The sequence below is a fragment of the Aeromonas sp. R7-1 genome, from assembly GCF_040908115.1.
GTDB lineage: Bacteria > Pseudomonadota > Gammaproteobacteria > Enterobacterales > Aeromonadaceae > Aeromonas > Aeromonas caviae.
Genome location: NZ_JBFODD010000058.1, coordinates 15,622 through 36,577 on the forward strand (window position 1 = coordinate 15,622; position 20,956 = coordinate 36,577).

Annotated in this window: 18 protein-coding genes, 1 tRNA gene, 1 pseudogene and 1 other annotated feature; of the genes and pseudogenes, 7 read left to right on the forward strand and 13 right to left on the reverse strand. The window is 64.8% G+C overall.

Going from position 1 to position 20,956, the window contains the following annotated elements; genetic code table 11:
• Positions 1–477: 477 nt before the first annotated feature.
• From AB5Y51_RS17225 to ltnD, 8 genes are all read right to left on the reverse strand, one after another.
• Complete coding sequence (locus AB5Y51_RS17225; protein ID WP_042017726.1) at positions 478–2,415, reverse strand: methyl-accepting chemotaxis protein; 1,938 nt, start codon at positions 2,413–2,415, stop codon at positions 478–480.
• Between the two features lie 59 nt (positions 2,416–2,474).
• Complete coding sequence (locus AB5Y51_RS17230; RefSeq protein ID WP_042017725.1) at positions 2,475–3,365, reverse strand: DMT family transporter; 891 nt, start codon at positions 3,363–3,365, stop codon at positions 2,475–2,477.
• A gap of 90 nt (positions 3,366–3,455) precedes the next feature.
• Positions 3,456–4,961, reverse strand: a complete 1,506-nt coding sequence (locus AB5Y51_RS17235; protein ID WP_042017724.1) for a GntP family permease — start codon at positions 4,959–4,961, stop codon at positions 3,456–3,458.
• Positions 4,958–5,932 (reverse strand): D-erythronate dehydrogenase, encoded by a 975-nt coding sequence (denD, locus tag AB5Y51_RS17240; RefSeq protein WP_368178793.1) that lies wholly within the window; start codon positions 5,930–5,932, stop codon positions 4,958–4,960. Before denD ends, AB5Y51_RS17235 begins: the two co-directional genes overlap by 4 nt.
• 11 nt (positions 5,933–5,943) lie before the next feature.
• On the reverse strand, positions 5,944–6,717 hold the full coding sequence (gene otnI, locus AB5Y51_RS17245) for a 2-oxo-tetronate isomerase (RefSeq protein ID WP_368178795.1): 774 nt from the start codon (positions 6,715–6,717) through the stop codon (positions 5,944–5,946).
• Positions 6,714–7,346, reverse strand: a complete 633-nt coding sequence (locus tag AB5Y51_RS17250; RefSeq protein ID WP_039041066.1) for an aldolase — start codon at positions 7,344–7,346, stop codon at positions 6,714–6,716. The genes otnI and AB5Y51_RS17250 overlap by 4 nt, the downstream gene beginning before the upstream one ends.
• Positions 7,339–8,592, reverse strand: coding sequence for a 3-oxo-tetronate kinase (gene otnK / locus AB5Y51_RS17255; protein ID WP_368178798.1), 1,254 nt, complete (start codon positions 8,590–8,592; stop codon positions 7,339–7,341). Before otnK ends, AB5Y51_RS17250 begins: the two co-directional genes overlap by 8 nt.
• Positions 8,589–9,497, reverse strand: a complete 909-nt coding sequence (gene ltnD / locus AB5Y51_RS17260) for an L-threonate dehydrogenase (RefSeq protein ID WP_368178800.1) — start codon at positions 9,495–9,497, stop codon at positions 8,589–8,591. The genes otnK and ltnD overlap by 4 nt, the downstream gene beginning before the upstream one ends.
• A gap of 256 nt (positions 9,498–9,753) precedes the next feature.
• Here ltnD and AB5Y51_RS17265 point away from each other — a divergent pair, with 256 nt between their 5' ends.
• Positions 9,754–10,548, forward strand: a complete 795-nt coding sequence (locus AB5Y51_RS17265) for a DeoR/GlpR family DNA-binding transcription regulator (RefSeq protein WP_010673300.1) — start codon at positions 9,754–9,756, stop codon at positions 10,546–10,548.
• A gap of 81 nt (positions 10,549–10,629) precedes the next feature.
• Here the strand turns inward: AB5Y51_RS17265 and AB5Y51_RS17270 are convergent.
• From AB5Y51_RS17270 to AB5Y51_RS17285, 4 genes and pseudogenes are all read right to left on the reverse strand, one after another.
• Positions 10,630–11,827, reverse strand: a pseudogene (locus tag AB5Y51_RS17270) (PQQ-dependent sugar dehydrogenase); the annotation flags it as partial.
• Positions 11,828–11,986: 159 nt separating this feature from the next.
• Complete coding sequence (gene ppk2, locus AB5Y51_RS17275) at positions 11,987–12,811, reverse strand: polyphosphate kinase 2 (protein ID WP_010673303.1); 825 nt, start codon at positions 12,809–12,811, stop codon at positions 11,987–11,989.
• A 262-nt stretch (positions 12,812–13,073) separates the two neighbouring features.
• Positions 13,074–13,150, reverse strand: a tRNA-Arg gene (locus AB5Y51_RS17280).
• A gap of 50 nt (positions 13,151–13,200) precedes the next feature.
• Positions 13,201–14,352: a flagellar assembly protein FlgT gene (locus tag AB5Y51_RS17285; protein WP_368178802.1), complete on the reverse strand. Its 1,152-nt coding sequence runs from the start codon at positions 14,350–14,352 to the stop codon at positions 13,201–13,203.
• A gap of 265 nt (positions 14,353–14,617) precedes the next feature.
• On the opposite strand from AB5Y51_RS17285, the gene AB5Y51_RS17290 reads away from it, so the two are divergent.
• Positions 14,618–15,238, forward strand: coding sequence for a FlgO family outer membrane protein (locus AB5Y51_RS17290; protein WP_010673310.1), 621 nt, complete (start codon positions 14,618–14,620; stop codon positions 15,236–15,238).
• 88 nt (positions 15,239–15,326) lie between these two features.
• Positions 15,327–15,752, forward strand: a complete 426-nt coding sequence (locus AB5Y51_RS17295) for an LPP20 family lipoprotein (RefSeq protein WP_010673311.1) — start codon at positions 15,327–15,329, stop codon at positions 15,750–15,752.
• 623 nt (positions 15,753–16,375) lie between these two features.
• Here AB5Y51_RS17295 and pheA read toward each other — a convergent pair.
• Positions 16,376–17,548: a prephenate dehydratase gene (gene pheA / locus AB5Y51_RS17300; protein ID WP_010673312.1), complete on the reverse strand. Its 1,173-nt coding sequence runs from the start codon at positions 17,546–17,548 to the stop codon at positions 16,376–16,378.
• Between the two features lie 38 nt (positions 17,549–17,586).
• Positions 17,587–17,720, reverse strand: a sequence feature (Phe leader region).
• Positions 17,721–17,911: 191 nt separating this feature from the next.
• On the opposite strand from pheA, the gene AB5Y51_RS17305 reads away from it, so the two are divergent.
• From AB5Y51_RS17305 to AB5Y51_RS17320, 4 genes are all read left to right on the forward strand, one after another.
• Entirely contained in the window at positions 17,912–18,511 is a 600-nt protein-coding gene (locus AB5Y51_RS17305) for an HAD family hydrolase (RefSeq protein ID WP_368178825.1), read from the forward strand.
• Positions 18,512–18,625: 114 nt separating this feature from the next.
• Entirely contained in the window at positions 18,626–19,489 is an 864-nt protein-coding gene (locus AB5Y51_RS17310) for a hypothetical protein (RefSeq protein ID WP_368178804.1), read from the forward strand.
• A gap of 88 nt (positions 19,490–19,577) precedes the next feature.
• Positions 19,578–20,132, forward strand: coding sequence for a DUF3157 family protein (locus tag AB5Y51_RS17315; protein WP_042864298.1), 555 nt, complete (start codon positions 19,578–19,580; stop codon positions 20,130–20,132).
• 178 nt (positions 20,133–20,310) lie between these two features.
• Positions 20,311–20,940, forward strand: coding sequence for an outer membrane beta-barrel protein (locus AB5Y51_RS17320; protein ID WP_039041374.1), 630 nt, complete (start codon positions 20,311–20,313; stop codon positions 20,938–20,940).
• The last annotated feature ends 16 nt before the right edge of the window (positions 20,941–20,956 follow it).

Sequence of the window (20,956 nt, forward strand, 5' to 3'; positions counted from 1 at the left end):
GATCTGACATCACCAAGAGTACGTTCGCGGTGCGAAATATCAATGTAAAGTTCCCGGCAAGTTTCAAAAATATGACCGAGTGCAAATAATCATGATTCTTGGTGTGGGCACTCCCAGGCCACTCATGTCGGCAATGACAGCGCTTTCATGGTGATTTCACCGTTCTCCTGCGCAGATCTTGCCGTCAAGGCAGAACTTTCTTTGTTAACCCGGTGGCAACATATAATTTTGTATCACAAAAAAAGATGGACCCGGCCGGATGCCCACTGTCGTGAGCGTGAGCCGTCGCCCCGACAGACAGGGGGACCTGGGATGTGAAAGGGGTGAGGGAGCCTGTGACTGAATGGATGAGGCAATCCGTCATTGGCCGTGAGGACATGACGGGAGTATCAGGAGAAGGGTTGCGGCAAGGCCGTACTGCGGGCAGGTAGACAGGGAACGCGCCCCGGGTCTGGTGCGAACCAGACCCGGGGGTTATCAGGCTTGGCTCAGGATCCGGGGGATCTGCTGGGCCTGGTGGTGTATGTGCTCCGAGACCTGCACCGAGAGGCGGCTGCCCTGGCGTGCGTGCTGGCTGATGCGACCAATGAGGGCGGCGAAGCTCGCCAGCCTGTGTTCCTGGCTCTTGGCATTGTCGGCGCCCTGCAGGGCGATGACGGCGGTGCTGCGCGCCATCTCCCGCACCGTAAGGGTGGTCTGGCGCAGCTGCTCCGCCTGCTGGCGCTGCTCGGCGGCCTCTGCGGTGATGCGGGCCAGCACGGTGGCGAGCTGATCCCCCGCCTGGGTGAGGCTGGCAAGGATCTCGGTGATCTGGCCGAGGGAGCGCTGGGTGTCGGCGGAGAGGTGGCGCACCTCGTCGGCTACCACCGCGAAGCCGCGTCCCTGCTCCCCGGCCCTGGCCGCCTCGATGGCGGCGTTGAGGGCCAGCAGGTTGGTCTGCTGGGAGATATGGCCGATGACGTCGACGATGGCAGTCACGTCCTCCACCGAGCGGGTCAGCTGGGCCAGGGCGCCGCTGCTCTCGTCGATGGCGAGCCCGGTCTGGGCGGTAGCCGTCAGCATGCCCCCGACCAGCCGCTCGCTCTGGCTCATGGAGTGTTCATTGTGCTGGGCGTGCTGGGCGATTTCGGCGGCGACCTGGTGCACCTCGCTGGCGAGCTGGTTGAGCTCCTGCATCATGGTGTCACTCTCGTCCACCGCCTGCTCCGTGGTGCGGGTGCTGTGATGGATCTCCTGCACCTGGTTGACCATCCCTTGCAGACTTTGCGACACCGCCGATAGCTGGCCCTCTTTCTGCTGCTGATCCTGTTGCAGGCGCTGTATCAGGCGGTTGTAGCTCGCGACGATGTCCGCCAGCTCGTTGCGCTCGCGCCCCGGTGTCAGCAGCTGGGCCTGACCCGTGGCGTCGAGCTGCAGGAAGGCTGCCCGCAGTTGCAGCAGGGGCCTGACCAGCCAGCGACGCTGCACCAGGGCGAACAGCAGGGCCACCACGACCAGGCAGAGCGCCAGCACGCCGAGTACGGTGGCCAGCTCCCGGTTCATGGTCTGACGGGCGGCGGCGAGTTGTTCGCCCAATTGCTCCCCCGCTTGCAGCAGCTGGGTGATGTCCTGCTGCACCATCTGACGAGCGGCCTGCTGCTGTTGCAGCGCCTTGCGGCTGTTTTCCAGCTCCTGGGGATAGCGCTTGAGCAGGGAGGTCAGCTCGGCTTTGGGCTGATCCCCGAGCTCCTTGCGTATCGGCTCTCCCAGGGTGAATTCGTCGGCCGGTGCCTCCTCGAAAAGTGCCAGGCTCGGCAGGGCGGCCAGGGAGTCTGCCTGCTTTTGCAGGGCAGCCAGCTCGAATTGCAGCCCTTCGAGGCGCTTGGCGCTCGCCTGCTCCATGTAGTTCTGGCGCTGGTGGGCGAGGGAGGGGAGGGCGGTCAGGATGTCGGCCGCCCCCTGGCGATACTGCTCGGCAAGGGCCGGATCCCGCCCGGCGGCAGCCCCCTGCTGGCCGTAACGGAGCAAGGCTTTGGCCTGGGTGGTCAACTCGTTCTCGGCATTTTGCAGCAACCACTGGCTGTTGCCGGAGAGCTTGCCCGCTGCCAGATAGTCGCCGTCAATGCGGGTTTTCATCTGCTCAAGCCGGGCGTTTAGCGGCTGGGTCTGGGGATCCTCCAGGCGGGACAGCAGGGCCAGCGCCTGCTGGCGCACTCCCTGGGCCTGGGCCAGCAACAGGGGATCCCCGCTGCCGAGATAGTCGCGAAGCGCCCCCTGCAGCGGACCGCTCAGTTGCTGTTGCAGGCGCTCCTGCAAACGCTGGGCTTGGGCCGAGTGGTTGAATTGTTGCCAGCCATGATAGAGCGCGGTGGCCTGAACACCGGCCACCAGCAGCAAGACGAGGGAAGAGAGGGAGGCAAAATGGGCAATTTTCACATCAGATTCCTGCTTGAATCACGCAATGGGCGCGAGCTTAATCAGGTCTGATGGCGTTTTTATGACAGTGGCCGTGCCAGCTCCCGTTGACTTGGGCTCTTCACCAGCAGGCCGAGCAGGGCGCCGCCCATGATGAGCCCCCCCGCCAGCAGATGGCGCGGGGTGAGCGCCTCGCCGTTGAGCCAGACCAGCAGCAGGGTGCTCAGCAAGGGAGTGAGGTAGGCGAGCGCGCCGATGCGGCGCGGATCCCCGTCCCGCAGCGCCAGATACCAGGTGACGAAGGCCGCCCCCATGGGGCCGAGGGCCAGCCCGATGATGAGGCCCCAGTCACCTGCCGGGATGCGGGCCACCGGCAGCGGTCCCTCCAGCATCCATGCCAGCAGCAGGGCCAGGAGCCCTGCCGGCAGGCAGGCGGCGGCCGTGACCACGGCAGGAGCGGGAGGCAGGCGGCGGGAGAGCACCGAATAGGCGCCCCAGACGATGGCGGCGCCGAGGGCCAGCAGGTAGCCGGGCAGATGGGCCTGTTGCAACTGCAGGTGACCATCGACCATCACCAGTACCGATCCCGCGAGACCCAGGGCCCCGGCCAGCAGATGGTGCAGGCTCAGGGGATGACCCGGCAGCAGCAAGGGGGTGAACAGTATGATGCACAGCGGCCAGAGGTAGTTGATGAGGTTTGCCTCCAGCACGGGGGCGTGGCGAAAGCTTGTGAACAGCAGCAGGTGATAGAGCAGCAGGGCGGTGATGGTCACCAGCCAGGTGAGGGGGCTGGCGCGCCACTGGCGCCAGAATGGCAGGGTGCCCGCCCCGCAGAACAGCAGCACCAGCCCCACCAGCACCAGCGGCGAGACGCTGGTGATCCGGGAGGTGAGCGCGGCGAGGGAGGCCCACAACAAGATGGTGAGCAGGGCAAAACCGGTGGACTTGTCCCACCAGGAAGACGCAGGCATCCAACACTCCTTTGCAAGATGAATGAACGAAAAAGAGGGCCAGTCTAGCAGACTGGCCCTCGTCACACAGCGTTGCCGTGACGGTGCGGGTTATGACTCCCGGCTCGGGACGGCCCCTGCCGACGGAGCCAGGGACTGCCCCTTGACGTACCAGACGATGAGGGCCAGCACCAGCAGCGGCAGCACGGGGTCGAACCAGGTGCCGCCGGAGCCGAACAGCAGGTTCAGCAGAGCGACGCCGGTGCCGCCGATGGCCCAGGCGATGGTGGTCGGGATGGACCAGACGATCATCTGCTGCTTGACGTCGGAGATCCCCATCATGCGGTTGACCACCCAGAACAGGCTGTCGTTGAAGTAGCCGAAGAAGAGCGACCCCATGGTGGCGGCCTGGGCGGCCAGCAGCATGTTGACCCCGGGGATCTGCGCCAGGATGGGGGCGGAGATGGAGGCCGCCGTCACCATGGCCACGGTGCCGGACCCCTGGATGAGGCGCACCAGGGTCGCCACGATGAAGGGGATCAGTATGGGGGAGATGGGCAATTGGGCGATCTGCTCGGCGAGCTGCTGACCTGCGCCGCTGTCGCGCAGCACGGCCCCCAGCGCCCCACCGGCACCGGTCACCAGCAGTATGATGCCGGCGGATTGCAGCCCCTCTTCCAGGCGGGCGGCGGTGGCGTGCCTGTCCATGTGCGGGACCAGGGTATAGACCGCCAGCAGCACGCTGATGGCCAGCGCGATGATGGGGGTGCCGATGAAGTTGATGCCCTGCACCAGGGGGTTCGCCATCAGGCCGTCCATCCCCTCCAGGGTGGCCAGGGTGGTGAAGATGGCCTTGACGAAGATGAGCACAATGGGCACCAGGATTGGCAGCAGCGACAGGGTCAGGCTCGGCAGGGTCTTGCCCTCCTTCTCCTTGAGGTACTGCTCATAGGTGGCTTGCAGCTCGTCCGGGGTCTGAGCGGCCTGGGCACCGAACTCGGGGTACTTCTTGTCGAGCCACTGGGCGTAGAAGACGATGCCGAGCACGCAGGGGATGGCCAGGGCCATGCCGGTCAGCAGCATGGCGCCGATGTCCACGCCAAACAGGCCTGCAACCCCCAGCGGACCTGGGGTCGGCGGCACGGTATGGTGGGTTACCACCAGGCCGCCCGCGAGCGCCACCCCCAGGGTGAGCAGGGAGCGCTTGCCGCTTTTCGCCAGCGCCTTGGCCACCGGATAGAGGATGACGAAGGCGGAATCCACGAAGATGGGGATGCTGACGATGTAGCCCGTGATGGCCAGGGCCCACTCCTCGCGGCGCTTGCCGAGCCACTTGATGAAGCTGTAGGCGATCTGTTCGGCGGCGCCGGAGACCTCAAGCAGGCGACCCATCATGACCCCGAGGCCGATGACGATGCCGATGCTGCCGAGGGTGGAGCCAAAGCCCTGGGTGATCACGGTGAGGGTCTTGTCGATGCTCATGCCGCCGGTGATCCCGGCGATGCAGGCCGCCGCCAGCATGGCGATCAGGGCGTGCACCCGGGTACGGATGACCAGGAACACCAGCACGAAGACCGCGATGATGAGACCGATGATGGGGGTTGGGATGTCGCTCATGATGCCTCCTGCATGTCATGGGTGATGAAACTGTCGATGATGTCGGCAAACGTCCTGTCTGCCGCGAAGCCGAGGGCGCAGGCCCGCTGGTTGTCGATGCGTCCCGGCCAGCTCGCCACGATGCGCTCGATGGCCGGATCGGCGGCAAACTGCACCCGATCCCGGGCCGCCTGGCCACCGACCCGGGCGAGGGCCTCCAGCATCTCGCCGACGGTCACGCTGATGCCGGGCAGGTTGATGCTGCGGGCGTCACCGGTGGCGGGAAGTCTGGCCGCCAGCAGGAAGTTCGCGACCACGGTGGCGGGGCTGGAGAGCCAGAGGCGCAGATCCGGGCTCACCGGGCAGATGGCGCTCTCCCCTTGCAGCGGCTCGCGGATGATGCTGCTGACAAAGGAGGAGGCGGCGCGGTTCGGTTTGCCCGGCCGCACGCAGATGGTGGGCAGGCGCAATACCAGACCGTCGACGAAGCCCTTGCGGCTGTAGTCGTTGACCAGCAGTTCCCCCATGGCCTTCTGGGCGCCGTAGGAGGAGGTGGGGGTGAGCGCCGTGCCGTCATTCACCAGCTCCGGCAGCGGGCCGCCATAGACGGCGAGCGAGCTGGTGAAGACGAAGCGGATGCCCGGCCGGGCATGGCGGCACGCCTCCAGCAGGGTGCGGGTGGTGTCCAGGTTGACCTGCCAGCCCAGATCGAAGTCCTGCTCCGCGTGGCTGCTGACGATGGCGGCCAGGTGGTAGACCACGGCGGTCCGCTCGCTGATGAGGGACTCGGCGACACCGGGTTCGGTGAGGTCGGCCCGGAGACAGCGAACCCTGGGGTCCGGCAGGGGGGATTGCGGCTGCTGGATGTCCACCAGCAGCAGCTCGGTGAAGGGGTGGGGGCCTTGCAGCAGGGCCCGGGCCAGTTTCTGGCCCAGGAAGCCACCGCCGCCGGTGATGATGATCTGCATCTTGTTATCCTCAGACTCGTTCATGTTCAGGGTCGTTATTGTTGTGTCAACCAGCCCAGCCCTTCCCGGGTGCCGGCTCTGGGGTTGTATTCGCAGCCAATCCAGTCGTGGTAGCCCGCCTGCGCCAGCACCTTGAACAGGTGGGGGTAAGCGATCTCCCCCTCGTCAGGCTCGTGGCGATCCGGCACCGAGGCGATCTGGACGTGGCCGATGGCCGGGCCCAGCTTGCCGATGAGACGGGTGAGATCCCCGTCCATGATCTGGGCGTGATAGAGGTCGAGCTGCACCCCCACGTTGGGTCTGTCTATCTCCTGCACCAGGGCCAGGGCGTCGAGCTGGTGGGCCAGGAAGTAGCCGGGTACATCCCGATCGTTGAGCGGCTCCAGCAGTACCTTGATGCCGTCTTCGGCCAGGAAGTCGGCGGCGAAGCGGATGTTGTCGATCAGGGTCTGGCGGTGGGCCGAGAGGCTATGAGCAGGGTCCACGATGCCGCTCATGGCGTGTACCTTGGTGCAGCCGAGCGCCAGGGCATAGTCACGCACGCTTGGCAGGTGGCCGCGAAACTCCGCTTCCCGCCCCGGGATGGCGGCCATGCCGCGCTCCCCTGCCGACCAGTTGCCCGGCGGCATGTTGAACAGGGCCTGGGAGAGCCCCTGCTCGCGCAAGCGGCGGCCCAGCTCTGCGGCCGGCCACTCGTAGGGGAAGAGGAACTCCACCGCTTCGAAGCCTGCGTCGCGGGCGGCGGCGAAGCGCTCCAGGAACGGCACCTCGGTAAACAGCATGGTGAGATTGGCGGCAAACTTGCTCATGGTTTCATCCTCCTCAATTCATCAATTTCGGGTTCGCTCAGGTAGCGGATGGCGTGGCCATGAAGCATCAGTGCCAGGCGCGCCGTCTCCTCCAGCTCTTCCATGTTGTTGACCGCATCCACCAGATCCTTGCCCGTCACCACGGGGCCGTGGTTGGCAAGCAGGAAGGCGTTGCCTTCGGGGGCGCGGCGCCCCAGCTCCTCGGCGATGCGGGCATCCCCCGGTTTGTAGTAGGGGATGAGCGGCAACTGGCCGACCCGCATCACGTAGTAGGGGGTGAAGGGGCGGATGACGTTGGCCGGATCCAGCCCCTCCAGACAGGAGAGGGCGGTCAGGTGGGTGCAGTGCAGGTGCACTACGGCCCGGCAGTCCGGATTGTTGTGGTAGATGGCGAGGTGGAAGGCCACCTCCTTGGAGGGGCGATCACCTCCCAGGTGTTCCCCCTGCAGGTTGACGTGAGAGAGCCTGTCGGCGCTGAGCCGTCCCAGGCAGGAGCCGGTCGGGGTGGCGATCAGGGTACCGTCCGGCAGCAGGGCGGAGAGGTTGCCGGCGCCCCCGGTGGCATAACCGCGCTGGAAGAGGGAGGCCCCCAGCATCACCATGGTGTCGCGCAGTGCCTGTTCAGTCATGGAAGTACTCCTGAGCCTTGTCGAAGAAGTCGTCGCTCCCGAAATTGCCGGACTTGAGGGCCAGCGAGAGGGGGGCGTCGATGGCCCGCACCCAGGGCACACCGGGGGCGATCTGCGGGCCTATGTGGAACGCCTTGACGCCGAGAGCCTGGGTGACCCGGCTCGAGGTCTCGCCACCGGCGATGATGAAGCGGTCCACGCCGGCGCCTTGCAGCAGTTGGGCGAGGCGGGCAAAGCAGTGTTCCACCGCGTCGCTGGCCGTCTGCTGGCCGTGGGTTTCCTGAATGCGGGCCAGCTCAACCGGGCTGGTGGTGGCGTAGACCAGCGGCGCCGGTGTCCGGGGCTGGTCCAGTACCCAGCGCGCCAGCTCGGCCGGGTAGTCGGCATCCTCGAGGCAGCGCACCACATCCAGCGCCAGGGCAGGAGCGTGCTGGCGATAGCGGGCCACCTGACGGTTGGTCATCTCTGAGCAGGAGCCCGACAGCACCGCGGCGCGGGTGCCTCTGGGCCAGCCCGCTTCGCGGGCACCCTGCTGATCGCCGCTGCCAAGCTGACGGGCCAGGCCGATGGCGAGGCCGGATCCGCCGGTCACCAGGGGCATGTCGAGGGCGGCGGTGGCGATGTCCAGCAGGTGCTGCTCGGTCAGGGTGTCGACCACGGCGTAGCGCACGCCAGCTTGTGTTAGCTGCTCAAAGGCATCGGCAATGGCGCCGGGACCCTGTGCGATGGTATTGAACGGCACCAGACCGGCGCGGCCCTGGGCCTGCCCCTCCATCAGCCGCAGCAGGTTGCTGTCGGTCATGGGGGTGATGGGGTGATGGCGCATGCCGGACTCGGCCAGCGGCTGGGTGCCGACGAAGAGGTTGCCCTGATAGACGGTGCGACCGTTCACCGGCAGGGCCGGACAGATCAGGGTAAAGCTCTGGCCAAGCGCCGCCAGCAGGGCGTCGGTGACGGGGCCGATATTACCCGCCGCCGTGCTGTCGAAGGTGGAGCAGTACTTCTGGTAGATGCGCGGGCAGCCGCGGGCCTTGAGCCAGTCGAGGGCCGCCAGGGAGTCGCGCACCGCTTCGTCCGCGGGGCAGGAGCGGCTCTTGAGGCTGATCACCACGGCATCGACCGGGGGCAGATCCCCGTCATGCTCCGGCACGCCGGCGAGTTGCAGGGTGGAGAGGCCGTTCTCCACCAAGAAACCGGCGATGTCGGTGGCGCCGGTGAAGTCGTCTGCGATGACACCGAGTTTCATGCTTGCTCCTCCTGACCCGGCAGCTGGATGCCGGAGAAGATCTTGATGACGGCGCTGTCATCTTCCTGGCCGTACCCTGCGTTGCTGGCGCCGAGGAACATGTTCAGCGCCGTGCTCGCGAGCGGCAGCGGGAAGCGCAGCGCCTTGGCGGTGTCCGCCACCAGGGTGAGATCCTTGACGAAGATGTCCACTGCGGAGCGGGCCTGGTAGTCACCGGCCAGCACCCGGGGCATGCGGTTTTCAAACATCCAGGAGTTGCCGGCGGCATGGGTCACCACGTCATACATGAGATCCAGGGACACGCCGGCCCGACTGGCCAGGGCCATGGCTTCGGCGGCCACCGCGATGTGCACCCCGGCCAGCAGCTGGTGGATGATCTTGACCGTGCTGCCCTGGCCCGGCTCGCTGCCGACCCGGTAGACCTTGCCGGCCACCGCATCCAGCACCGGGGCCAGCTTGTCGAAGGCGGCGTCGGAGCCTGCGGCCATCACCGTCATTTCGCCGGCATCGGCCTTGATGGCACCACCGGATACCGGCGCATCCAGCATCGGCAACCCCATCAGCGCCAGCTCGGCAGCCAGGGCGCTCGCCTCTTCGGCCGCTATGGTGGAAGAGACCATGATGGCAGTGCCCGGTTTGAGGTGGCGAGCCAGCCCCGCTTCGCCGAGCAGGATGCGGCGCACCTGGGTGGCGTTGACCACCAGCAACAGCACGGCATCGAGCGTCTCCGCCAGGGGCCTGGCATCGGCCATGACGGCGGCGGCACCGGCCTGCTGCAACTGGCCGCGGGCCTGTTCGCTGAGGTCGATGCCATAGGTGGTGAGCCCGGCCCGAAGGCAGGAACGGGCGGCGCCCATGCCCATGGCGCCCAGGCCGATGACCGCAACATGATAGGGAGTGCTCATCTCGTGATTCCTCGATTACGACTGATGAGCAGATAGTAGAGGCTTGCGGCGATGAAATATCAGGCAGCCGTCACAAAAAATAACTTACCGCATGTTAATTTTTGTTATTTAAGAGGGTTTGGATTCTTTTGGGTCAAGTTTTGGCGCTAACTTTGTGAATAAATGTGATTTGTGAGCCCGTTTCAGGTTATTTATCATTTTTTCCCAGGTCGCTGGGGTAGAATGGCACCTTCCTTTTCCCGAGGCGCGAGGCAAGATGATTCCCGTAGAGCGACAGCAACGTATCCTGCAACTGCTGGCAGAGCGCGGCGTGGTCAGCATAGTGGAGCTGACCGACTGGCTGCAGGTCTCCCACATGACCATCAGGCGCGACATCCAGAAGCTGGAGGAGCAGGGGCGGGTACTCTCTGTCTCCGGCGGGGTCAGCCTCTCCCAGCGGATCAAGAGCGAGCCCTCACACGCCGCCAAGCGCAGCCTGATGCAGGGGGCCAAGCTGGCCATTGCCCGGCTCGCCGCCGCCCAGGTGAGCGAGGGGAGCACCGTCTATCTGGACGCCGGTACCACCTCCCTGGAGCTGGCCCGGGAGCTGGCGCTTCGGGAAGACTTGATGATAGTGACCAACGACTTCATGGTCTGCGCCTACCTCATCGAGCACGGCCGCTGCCGCCTCTATCACACCGGGGGTCAGGTCATTCGCGAGAACCAGTCCTGTGCCGGGGAGGCCACCGCCCACTTCCTGCGCAACCTCCATCTGGACATCGCCTTCCTGTCAGCCTCCTCCTGGGACAGTCAGGGGATCTCCACCCCGAGCGAACAGAAGGTGCCGGTGAAGCGGGCCGTGGTGGAGTCGGCGGCGACCCGCATCCTCATCTGCGATTCGTCCAAATATGGCAAGGTGGGGACTTTCAACGTGGTGAGCTGGGATGCGATCGATCAGGTGATCACCGACGAGCAACTGCCCCAGAGCGCCCGCGAGGCATTGGCACAGCACGGGGTCAGGGTGACTATGGCGCCGCTGGCCAGTCTGGTGGCCAGCGCCGAACAGGGGTAAGGAAAGGGACGACAGGGGGCGAACCATGGCGCCACCCGGCCGGGATCAGCGACCCTCTGCGGCCGGTGCGTCCGTCAGCTTGGCGGAGCCCTGGATCACCTCCCCCGCCTTCTCGATGTCCCGTCCCATCCCGTGGATGGTGTTGCAGCCCAGCAACCAGAGGCTGGTGCACAGCACCAGCAGCATGCGATTCGTCTTCATCCTTGCTCCTTTCATGCTATGGGGTCAGTTTGAGCAGGCGCCCCTGGCCTGAATCCGTCAACAGGTAGAGGGCGCCGTCGGGGCCCTCCTTGACGGTACGGATCCGCTCCCCCAGATCGGTCAGCAGCCGCTCTGCCGAGACTATCTTGTCTCCGTCGAGGTGCAGGCGCAACAAGGCCTGACCGCGCAGGGCGCCGACCAGCAGATCCCCCTGCCACTCCCTGAACAGGTTCCCCTGATAAAAGGCCATGCCCGAGGGGGCGATGGAGGGCACCCAGATCCAGCGCGGTGCCGTCATGCCCGGCGCGCTCTGGCCCACGCCAATCTTGCCGCCCCCGTACTCCTCGCCAAAGGTCACTCTGGGCCAGCCGTAGTTGTGGCCTGGCAGGATGAGGTTGACCTCGTCCCCGCCCTGGGGGCCGTGCTCGTGAGTCCAGAACTGCTGGCTGCCCGGACGCAGGGCCGCCCCCTGCATGTTGCGATGGCCCAGGCTCCAGATCTCCGGCAGGGCCCCCGGCGTCTTGACGAAGGGGTTGTCGGCGGGGACCCGGCCATCCTTGTGCAGGCGCACCGTCTTGCCGAGGTGGTTGTCCAGCGTCTGGGCCCGCTCCCGCTCGCTGTAGCGATCCCCCAGGGTGATGAAGAGATAGCCATCCTCCGTCAGCACCAGGCGAGAGCCGAAATGGGCGCCGCCAGCCACCTTGGGCTCTTGGCGAAACAGCAGTTGCCAGTCGACGAGGGCCTCTTTTTGCAGCCGGGCCCGGGCCACGGCGGTGCCGGCGCCTCCGTCCCCCGGCTCGCTGTAGCTGAGATAGAGCCAGCCATCGCTGTCCAGGGCGAGATCGAGCAGACCCCCCTGACCCGTGGCGGCGAGGGGCGGCAGGCCGGAGACCACATGGCGGTTGCCACCCGCATCGATGCGCAGCAGGCGCCCAGGGCGCTCGCTGACGAGGTAGCCGCCATCCGGCAGGAAGGCGAGCCCCCAGGGGTGGCGTAGCTCCCCCGCCACCGGGGTCAGGGTCAGCGCCCGCACCGGGAGCACCAGGCAGACAAGCAGCAGGGCAAACAGTCGCAACATGGGGGCCTCCTCGCTCGGCCAGACCTGAATGTCGCTGAAGTATAGGGGAGGCAAACGGGAAAACGTGAGCAACAACAAGCCATTGGATGATACCGGCAGCGCCTGTTGTCCCTTGGGGTTGGAAGGGAAAGGGGGTGAGCCAGGGCTCACCCCGTCTGGCTAGAAGAGGGCTGGCACGATGCGAAGCGGGTGATCCGATGGTTTGACTTTGCCTATCTTGCGCTTGGGCAACTTCACCGGCTCGGCTGGCAGCGCCTCGTAGGGGATGTGTGCCAGCAGGTGGGAGATGATGTTGAGGCGCACCCGTTTCTTGTCCTCGGAGTGGGCCACGAACCAGGGGGCCCAGGCGGTGTCGGTGGCGATGAACATGGCATCCCGCGCCCGGGTGTAATCATCCCAGCGATCGAAGGACTTGATGTCCATGGGGGAGAGCTTCCAGATCTTGCGGCCATCGTCGATGCGATCCCGCAGCCGCCTCTCTTGCTCTTGTGGGGTCACCTCCAGCCAGTACTTCAGCAGAATGATGCCAGAGTCCACCAGGGCTTTTTCCACCATGGGGGTGCCAGCCAGGAATTTGTCGCTCGCCTCCTCGCTGCAAAAGCCCATGATGCGCTCCACCCCGGCCCGGTTGTACCAGCTGCGATCGAAGATGACGATCTCCCCCGCCGCCGGCAGATGGGGGATGTAGCGCTGGAAGTAGAGCTGGCTCTTCTCCCGCTCCGTGGGGGCGGGCAGTGCGACGACCCGAAAGACCCGGGGGCTGACCCGCTCGGTGATCGCCTTGATGGTGCCCCCCTTGCCGGCCCCGTCGCGCCCCTCGAAGACGATGCAGACCTTGAGCCCCTTGTGCACCACCCACTGCTGCAGCCTGACCAGCTCCACGTGCAAGAGGCGCAGCGCCTTTTCGTATGCCTTGTTGCCAAGGGGCTTTTGCGCCTCGGCCACGACCGGTTCTTCCGTTCTGGATTTTCGTTTGCTGCCCATGATGTCCTTCTCTGTGTCTCGGCGAATGGAGGGCCGTCCTGCCGGACGGCGCCCTTCAAGGGTAGATGACGGTGTGCCGCCACCGGGAGTGGCAACTACAGGGGGATGGCCGGGATCATCTTTGGTGGGGCTCGCGGGGTTGTTGGTGGCAGTGAGACATTGAAGAGGGGGGGGCGGGACCTGGCCGCCATGGATGCAGGGGAAATGGCGCAGAAACGCACAAGGGGCTGGCATCATGACGATGCCAGCCCCTTGCTGTGTATGGCGTTCCCGACTGGAGTCGAACCAGTGGCCTGTCCCTTAGGAGGGGACCGCTCTATCCTGCTGAGCTACGGGAACCTTGTGGCGGGCATTATACAAGAAGCATTGTGCTTTTAAACCCTTGATTCCTATTCCAATACGGCCAGATCACCGATTTGGACATTGAACGGCGAATATTTGTTCTGACTGCTGATGATGGCGCCATCCTCGAACACCTGTACCACCTCGAACAGACCGTCTGCGGGGTTGCGCATCACCCTGGACTTGCCATAGGGGTCGACGAAGTCGGCGCTGTGCTGGACCCGGAACTGGTCCCCGAGTTTGACCCCGTTGCGACGGCCCAGGTTGATGTGGGGGCCGCGCTCGTGCTGGGCCACGATCCGGGCGGTGACGGGGGCACAGGCGAGTTCGGCGGCGATGTCCTGGGCCGCCTCCTTCAACTGGTAGCCCACCTCCTGGCCAAAGCTCGACTGCCAGAACTGACCGCCGCTGCTGCCCACCTGCTCCCGCTTGGAGAAGGTCCAGTTGGCGCGGCCCTTGTACTCCTTGCGGCCGAGCAGGCTGCCGTTGATGCCGTCGAACAGGTAGAGCTGCATGGAGAAATTGCGCACGGGATCCTCATACCAGCTGGTGAGGGCGTTGCCCTGGGGCTCGAGGGAGAGGTCGTCGATGCTGCCGAGCACCAGATACTGGCTGTCGGTGCGCATGCTCAGGGCCTTGATCTCCTCGAGGGCGCTGCGATCCCCCTGTTGCAGATGGAGAGGGTCGATGCGCAGGTTCTCGTCCAGCCACTGGCGTGCGACCACCTGGGGCGTCGTCGCCAGGGTTTCAAACAGCCGGCGGGAGAGATCGGCGGGCATGTCGTCCAGGGCACCGGTGCTCGCCTGGTCCGGGTAGCGCATGCGCAGACGCACCAGCGTCAAATCCTTGGCGTAGTGCTGGGTCTGACAGATCTGCCGCTCCGCCTGGATGTCGGCCACGAGGGTGATGTACATGCGGCCGTTGCGCACCTCTTCGCGCTTGAGGCGGTACTGGCGGATGTCGCCGCCGGAGCGGATCTGGATCTGCTCGGAGCGCAGGCTGCCGTTTTCCAGGCGCTGGATGCTGGAGACGGAGGCACCGCTGGCCAGCAGCGCCTGGCGCAGGGCGTCCCGGGTCGCCTGCTCGCGGGCATAGACCTCGTCGCCCCCCAGAATGGCGGCACTGCCCTGGGCCTCGATAAGTTCGGCCCTGGCCGACAGGCTGGCCAGCAGCAGGGTGAACAGCAGCGAAACTTTCATAACAAACACCTTGAGTGGGCGACCCCGCTGCCGCCGGTGGGGCGGGTCAGGGATCCTGGACACAGATCCGGTCTGCACCGGAGCGGGTGACCAAATAAAAGCAAGAACCATGCCTTCTTCCCTGGCCGGAGCTCGCGCGGCGGGCTCCGGTGGCACAGTGCGCGCCTTTGCCCGGGGATCATCGAGGATCCTGCGCGCATTCCCGCCTCAAGTGTTGGCGGTTGCGACCGATAACAGGTCAGGTGCAGATACAGGAAAGGTATCCATGAAGAGAGTTATCACGGTGCTGGCGGTGGCGCTGGCATTGGTCGGTTGCGGGTCGGCCGACCCCATCAATCGGGAGCTGGGAGACCCTCGCCAGGCGGCGAAGGGGATGGAGCTCAACTGGCTGGTGGCCCGCATGACGGATCAGCTGATGGAGCGCAAGTCTCTCACCACCCTGACCGAGCCCATTGCGGTCGCCTCCTTTGTCGATCTCGACACCCTGAAGGACACCAACTGGATGGGACAGCAGATCGAGGAGAGCTTCATCTACGAGCTGAACCGGCGCGGTGAGGTGGTGGTGGACTTCAAGACCACGGGCAACATCCAGGTGACCCCGCAGGGGGACTTCGTGATGAGCCGCAACTACAAGGATCTCTCGTCCCGGCTGCCCATCTCCCGCATCCTGACCGGCACCTTCAGCCGCAATCAGCAGGGGATCCTGGTCAACGCCCGCATCATCGATCTGCGCACCAAGATGGTCGAGACCACGGCCCAGAGCCTGATCCCGAAACAATATTTGTCCGGTGCCAGCAACTCCTTTGGCCGGGCCTCCATCAATCGCGGTTACCTGATGCGGGGGGGCCAGAGCCCGTCCGGTCATCTGGTCAACCTGACCCCTTGAGGTGGCGCGTCATGAAGCGTGAAGCGGGCTGGCTGACATTGAGCCGTGAAACATCGGGTGTGGTGAACAGGAAAACGGGGAAACAGCGATGAAAATCTTGTTGGGTTGCCTGATGGCCATGTTGCTGACGGCGTGCAGTGGCAACCGGGTGGTGAACTATGACGTGGGCGAGAAGCCCGATGACTTCCCGGTGCTCAAGGCGGTGGGGTATGCGGTGATCGACATCCAGCCCGGTCCCTCCCAGTCCGAGAAGATGTTGCAGGCGATCCGCGCCTCCAAGATGGACGCCTACCGGGAGCTGGCGGAGCAGCTCAATGGCCAGCAGGTGCGCGGCCAGAGCAGCTACAAGGACCTGACCCAGACCTCCAATTCCCTGGATGTGTCGGTGGCGGGCATGGTGCGCGGTGCCCGGGTGGTGGCGACCTATCCCCGTGGCAACACCTATGCCACCGAGCTGGAGCTCGACACCCGCAACCTCTATCACCTGAACCAGCTGATGGCGGGCCAGTTCTAGGGCGGGTCCGGGGGGCGCCGGCATGAGCCCGGCGATCATCACGGCACAGACAAAGGCGAGCGCAGGCTCGCCTTTTTGTTTGGTCGGGAAAGGGCTCGGATCTGCGGGGAATAACCGGGCTGGTGCCTTGGACTGCATAGGGCCTGGGGAGGATAAACGGGGTTGGCGTCTTGGACGGGATAGGGCCTGGGGAGGATAAACGGGGATGGCGTCTTGGGGGGGAGCTGGTCTTCGGCAGGAGAAACGGAGTTGATGGGCCGGGCGGGATCCGGCCTGTGGCGAGGAAAAAGGGGGCTGAGGCCGAACAAGAGGTGCCCGGGCGCCGGAATGGCGGCCTTTTTTGTTTAGGGAAATCTAACGATGCTACCATGTCGTTAAATAAATTCAAACGATAGAAAGGCCCGGCAGGCGGCAAAAGGGGGCCGCAACGGGAGGAAGATGGCCTGATGGTGAGTGGAAAGACAGCAGCGCCAGGATCCCGGGTCCACGAGGAAGGCGGTGGAGGGCGGTTTAACGCCGGAAGGGAAGGGCGGGACTGGGCCGCGTCTCACGGGGAGGGAGCAGAGAGCACAAAGGCGAGCCGGGGCTCGCCTTTGTGTGGCAGGGGCGGGATCCGCTTCCCATCAGCTTCCCATCAAGACGGGCGGCACGGCGGTCGGCTTGACGTCTTCGCTCGGGTAGCAGCCCAGCACCTTGATGTAGCGGGTGATCTTGGTCAGCTCCAGCAGGGCGGCCTGCATGGCCGGGGTCTGCAGGTTGGCGGAGACATCCAGGTAGAACATCTCCTCCCAGGGGTTACCCTGCACCGGACGGGATTCGAGCTTGGTCATGTTGATCTCGTGGCTGCGCAGTACCAGCAGCGCCTCCACCAGGGAGCCCGGCTTCTGGGAGGTGGACATGATGAGGGTGGTCTTGGCCGGGATCTGGGGCGCCACGTCGATGGGCTTGCGCGCCACCACGATGAAGCGGCTGTAGTTCTCCTTCTGGTTGGCAAGCTGCTCGGCCAGCACGTCCAGGCCATAGAGCTCGCCGCCGGCGGCGCTGCCGATGGCCGCCGCTTCCGGGCTTGCCAGCTCCTTGACCTTCATCATGGCGCTGGAGGAGGAGTCGCAGATCTCGTGGCGCGCCCCTTCCAGCTTGCTGAGGTAATGGGAGCACTGCTGGAACACCTGGGGATGGGCGTAGAAGGTCTTGATGCGTTCGATCTCAGTGGGCACGGCGGTGAGGATGCAGTGCTCGATGGGATAGGTGAGCTCACCCACGATGGAGAGGGTGGTGTGCTGCATCACGTCGTACACCTCGTTGATGGAGCCCGAGCTGGTGTTCTCGATGGGCAGCACCCCGAAGGCGGCGCGGCCCGACTCCACGGTGTCCAGCACCTCGCGGAAGTTCTGGCAGTTCACCTCGATCACCTGATCCTTGTAGCGGGCCAGGTACTTGCGGGCGGCCAGGCTCGAGTAGGAGCCGCGCGGTCCCAGGTAGGCGACGCTGGTCATGGGCTCCTGCTGCTGGGGATTGAGCAGGCTCTGCAGGTAGGCCTGCTGGGAGAGCACGGAGTCTTCGATGATGGTGTGGTAGATGCGGGTGATGTACTGGGCATCCAGTCCGAGGGCGCGCCCTTTCTGGATCAGGGCGACCAGCAAGTCCTGTTCGCGCTGGTGGTCACGGATGGGACGGGGATTGGCCTGCTTGGCGCGGGCGACCTCGATGCTGAGGGTCTTGCGTTTGGCCAGCAGGGCGAGCAGCTCCTGATCCAACTGGGTGATGTCGTGTCTGATCTCGTCGAGCGTTGCCATGGTGGTTCCCTATCCAGTGATTCTGTGGTGTGTGGTGCAAAAAAAAGCCTCCGCTGGGGAGGCTCGATTCGTCTTTGGTTTCTGTTTACGCGAATGGTTCACGTGACGACGGGCCTTCCCTCATGTGGGCCGGGTAAACGAGAAAACAAAGAAGAATGGTGTGTTCATGGGCGTGTCCTGAATGTAACGCCATAACCATTAAGGGATTTGGCGGTGCGATGCAAGTAAAACTTGCCCGGGGGCGTTGAACGGGGCAGGGTGGTGGCTCGGGTTGCCGGGGGAGAGTGAGTGTCGTTCTGGTCCCTGTTTATGGCAACCGCCGTGACCACATCCGTGGCAACAACACATAGAGGGGACGAGACGATGGCGGTGATCTTCGATCTGGGCAGGGTGGTGGTGCGCTGGGATCCGGTGGCCATAGTGAGTGGGGTGCGCGGACCCGAGGGGGCGACTGCGATCGCGGAGCAGCTGTTCAACCACCCGGACTGGCTGGAGGTGGACAGGGGGACCCTCTCCCTGCACACCATGGCCCGTCAGGCGCAGGGGCGCACTGGCCTGTCGATGGCGGAGAATCTGGCCATCTTGCAGGCGGTGCCGCCCTCCCTTGTGCCGGATCCCGACATGGTGGCGCTCATCGAAGAACTGCACGGTGCAGGCCACACCCTCTATGCCCTCTCCAACATGGGGCACGCCAGCATCGACTGGCTGGAGCAGCATCAGTCCTTCTGGCGCTTCTTCAGCGGCAAGGTGGTGTCGGCCCGGGTGCGGATGCTCAAACCCGAGCCCGACATCTACCGCTATCTGCTGGTGTCGTTCGACCTCAAGGCTGGGGAGTGCCTCTATATCGACGACAGCCCGGCCAACGTGGCGGCGGCCGAGGCGCTCGGTCTGCGGGGGCTGATCTTCACCGATCCGACCCGGTGCCGGGCGCATCTGATCGCTCAGGGGCTGCTGCCTGCCTGAGGGGAGCCAGTTTCGCTTCGCAGCGAAAAAAGTGGGGGAAGCGTTGATTTGGAGCAAATAATGTACAATTTTACCCGTACTCTTTAAGTGTATATTCAGCTTGTGGCGGGCAAAATGGTATCCAGTTCATCATCCGGAGTTGTTGTTATGGATGCCAATGTCGTTGCGCTGAATCGGGGATACGATCAGACCTTTCAAGCCAGGGAACAGAGGCTCATCAACACCCTGGCCGGTTACAGCAAACTGCTTGTCTCCTTCTCCGGCCGACTGGAATCCTGCTACAGCATGGATCTGTGCCGGGCCAGCGGGGTGCGATTTCGCGCCATCACCCTGGACAACCCCACCCTCAGCCGCCAGTCGGTGGCCAGGGCACAGCGCTACTGCCGGCACTACGGCATCCCCCATCAGGTGCTCAAGACCGACGAGATGATCTTCAGCGCCCACCTGGGCCACCTCGCCGAGGTGACCGACCCGGTGCGCTACCTCTGCCAGCAGCTCGAACATGAAGAGGGCCCGCCGCTGCTGATGTCGGCCTCGGTGGAGGAGAAGCGGGAGTACCTGCGCCGATTCCACAGCCTGCCCGCCAACACCCTCTGGATCTTTGCCGAGCAGGGGATGACCAACCGGGATTTTCGCTACGGCTTTCACCAGCGGCAACTGGCGCTCTGGGGAGACGTGGGGGAGGCCTGCCTGAGCCGGCGGTTTGTCGATATGACTTCCCTGGACAGGCGGCACCTGCGGATGGTCGACATGGCCGAGCAGATGCTGGTGGACATGGGGCTGGGGGGCGCCCAGGTCTTCTTCCATACCCTGGGTGACAGGGTCACCACCCTTGCGAGGATCCGGGTGCCCGAACGGCTGCGGGCCCTGGTGTTCGACATGCAGCCCACCATCCAGAAGGCCCTCAGGAGTGCCCAGTTCGATCTGGTGACCCTGGATCTGGCCACGCTGGAGGATCCCCACCCCCTGGTCATCTGAGCCGGGGCGTAACGTGAGGGGGGTCATAGGCAAGGAGGGCACGACTCTTTATACTGCCCCCTTCGCATCCTTTATCGAGTGCCTGCCCATGAAACCCCTCTCCCGACTGCTGGTCGCCCTCTGTCTGTGCCCTCTGCTGGCCGAGGCGGCTCCCCTGCACCAGATCACCTTGCCGGATGGTCGCCAGGTGCAACTCAATGACGATTTCACCTGGGAATACCTGCTGGTCAAGCCGGCAGCCACGGTAGCCGGTCAGGCAGTGACGGCGAGTGTCGCGGCCCCGGTGCTGACCGAGCAGGCCATGGCCCATCCCGACTTGCTCTCCCAGGCGACCCGGGACGGCATCACGGTGAAGCTGGACCAGGTGGCGGGGGACGATCCCCTCAGCCTGCAGTTCGTGGTGAGCAACACCGGCAGTCGCAACGTGGTGCGCGTCAACGGCAGCCTGACCCTGTTCAGCGCCGACGGGGTGCAGCTTTCGACCGAGCCCGTGCGCTTCTGGGTCGGGGAGAACCGCCTGCCTGACTCCTACCTGCGCAAGGGGGAGGCACGCGCCTCCCGGGCCATCGAGCTGGCACGACCCGCCGGCCTCACCGGCAAGCCGCTGGTGCGGGTGCAGATCGACGAGGTGGAGTTCCGCTAGGATGACGGCGGGGGAGCCCTCGCTCCCCCGCAGAGTGTTGCACCGGTAACCGCCAGCAATATCCGCTTACATCTGACATGGTTTGGCAACAGCTTGCTCCTCGGCGTTGCCCCCTTTGCCCGTCACAATGGCTCCATTCCAGTTAGGTCCGCCTAACTCAACCCATGGAGTCAACAAAATGCAAAAGATCGCACTGTCTGTTCTGGTTCTGGCCGGTCTCTCTTCCACCTCCGTCCTGGCGCAAGATGCCTTCAGCTATGCCAAGGGCTCTGCTACCTGGGCCCACACCAAGTCTGACTACATCGGTGGCAAGGATGGGGAGAACCGCGACTTCGGCGGCCTGAGCCTGGATCTCTCCAAGAGCTTCACCAGCAATGTTTATGGCCGGATCGGCAGCGAATACACCTCCCGCAGCAGCGGCAACGACAGCATGGCCATCTCCAGCCTGGGGATGGGTGTCTACACCCCCCTCAGCACCGGCCTGAACCTCTACGGTGAAACCGGCCTGATGGGCTACAGCCTGGAACGGGAGCTGGCCTCCGACGTGAACCATTCCGGTTGGGATACCCTGGCCCGCAAGAAGAGCGGCAGCCTCTACGGAGAAGTGGGCCTGCGCTACGACATCGGCGCCGTCGAGCTCTCCACCGGCTATCGCTACGCCAACATGACCGACGACATGCACGACTTCAAGGCGGGGGCGGCCTACAAGCTGACCCAGAACCTGGCCCTCACCGCCGACTACACCTATCGCAACTGGGATCTGCAAAAAGGCTCCATCTCCAGCCTGGGTGTGAAATACAGCTTCTGATCATCCTTCCTGCAGG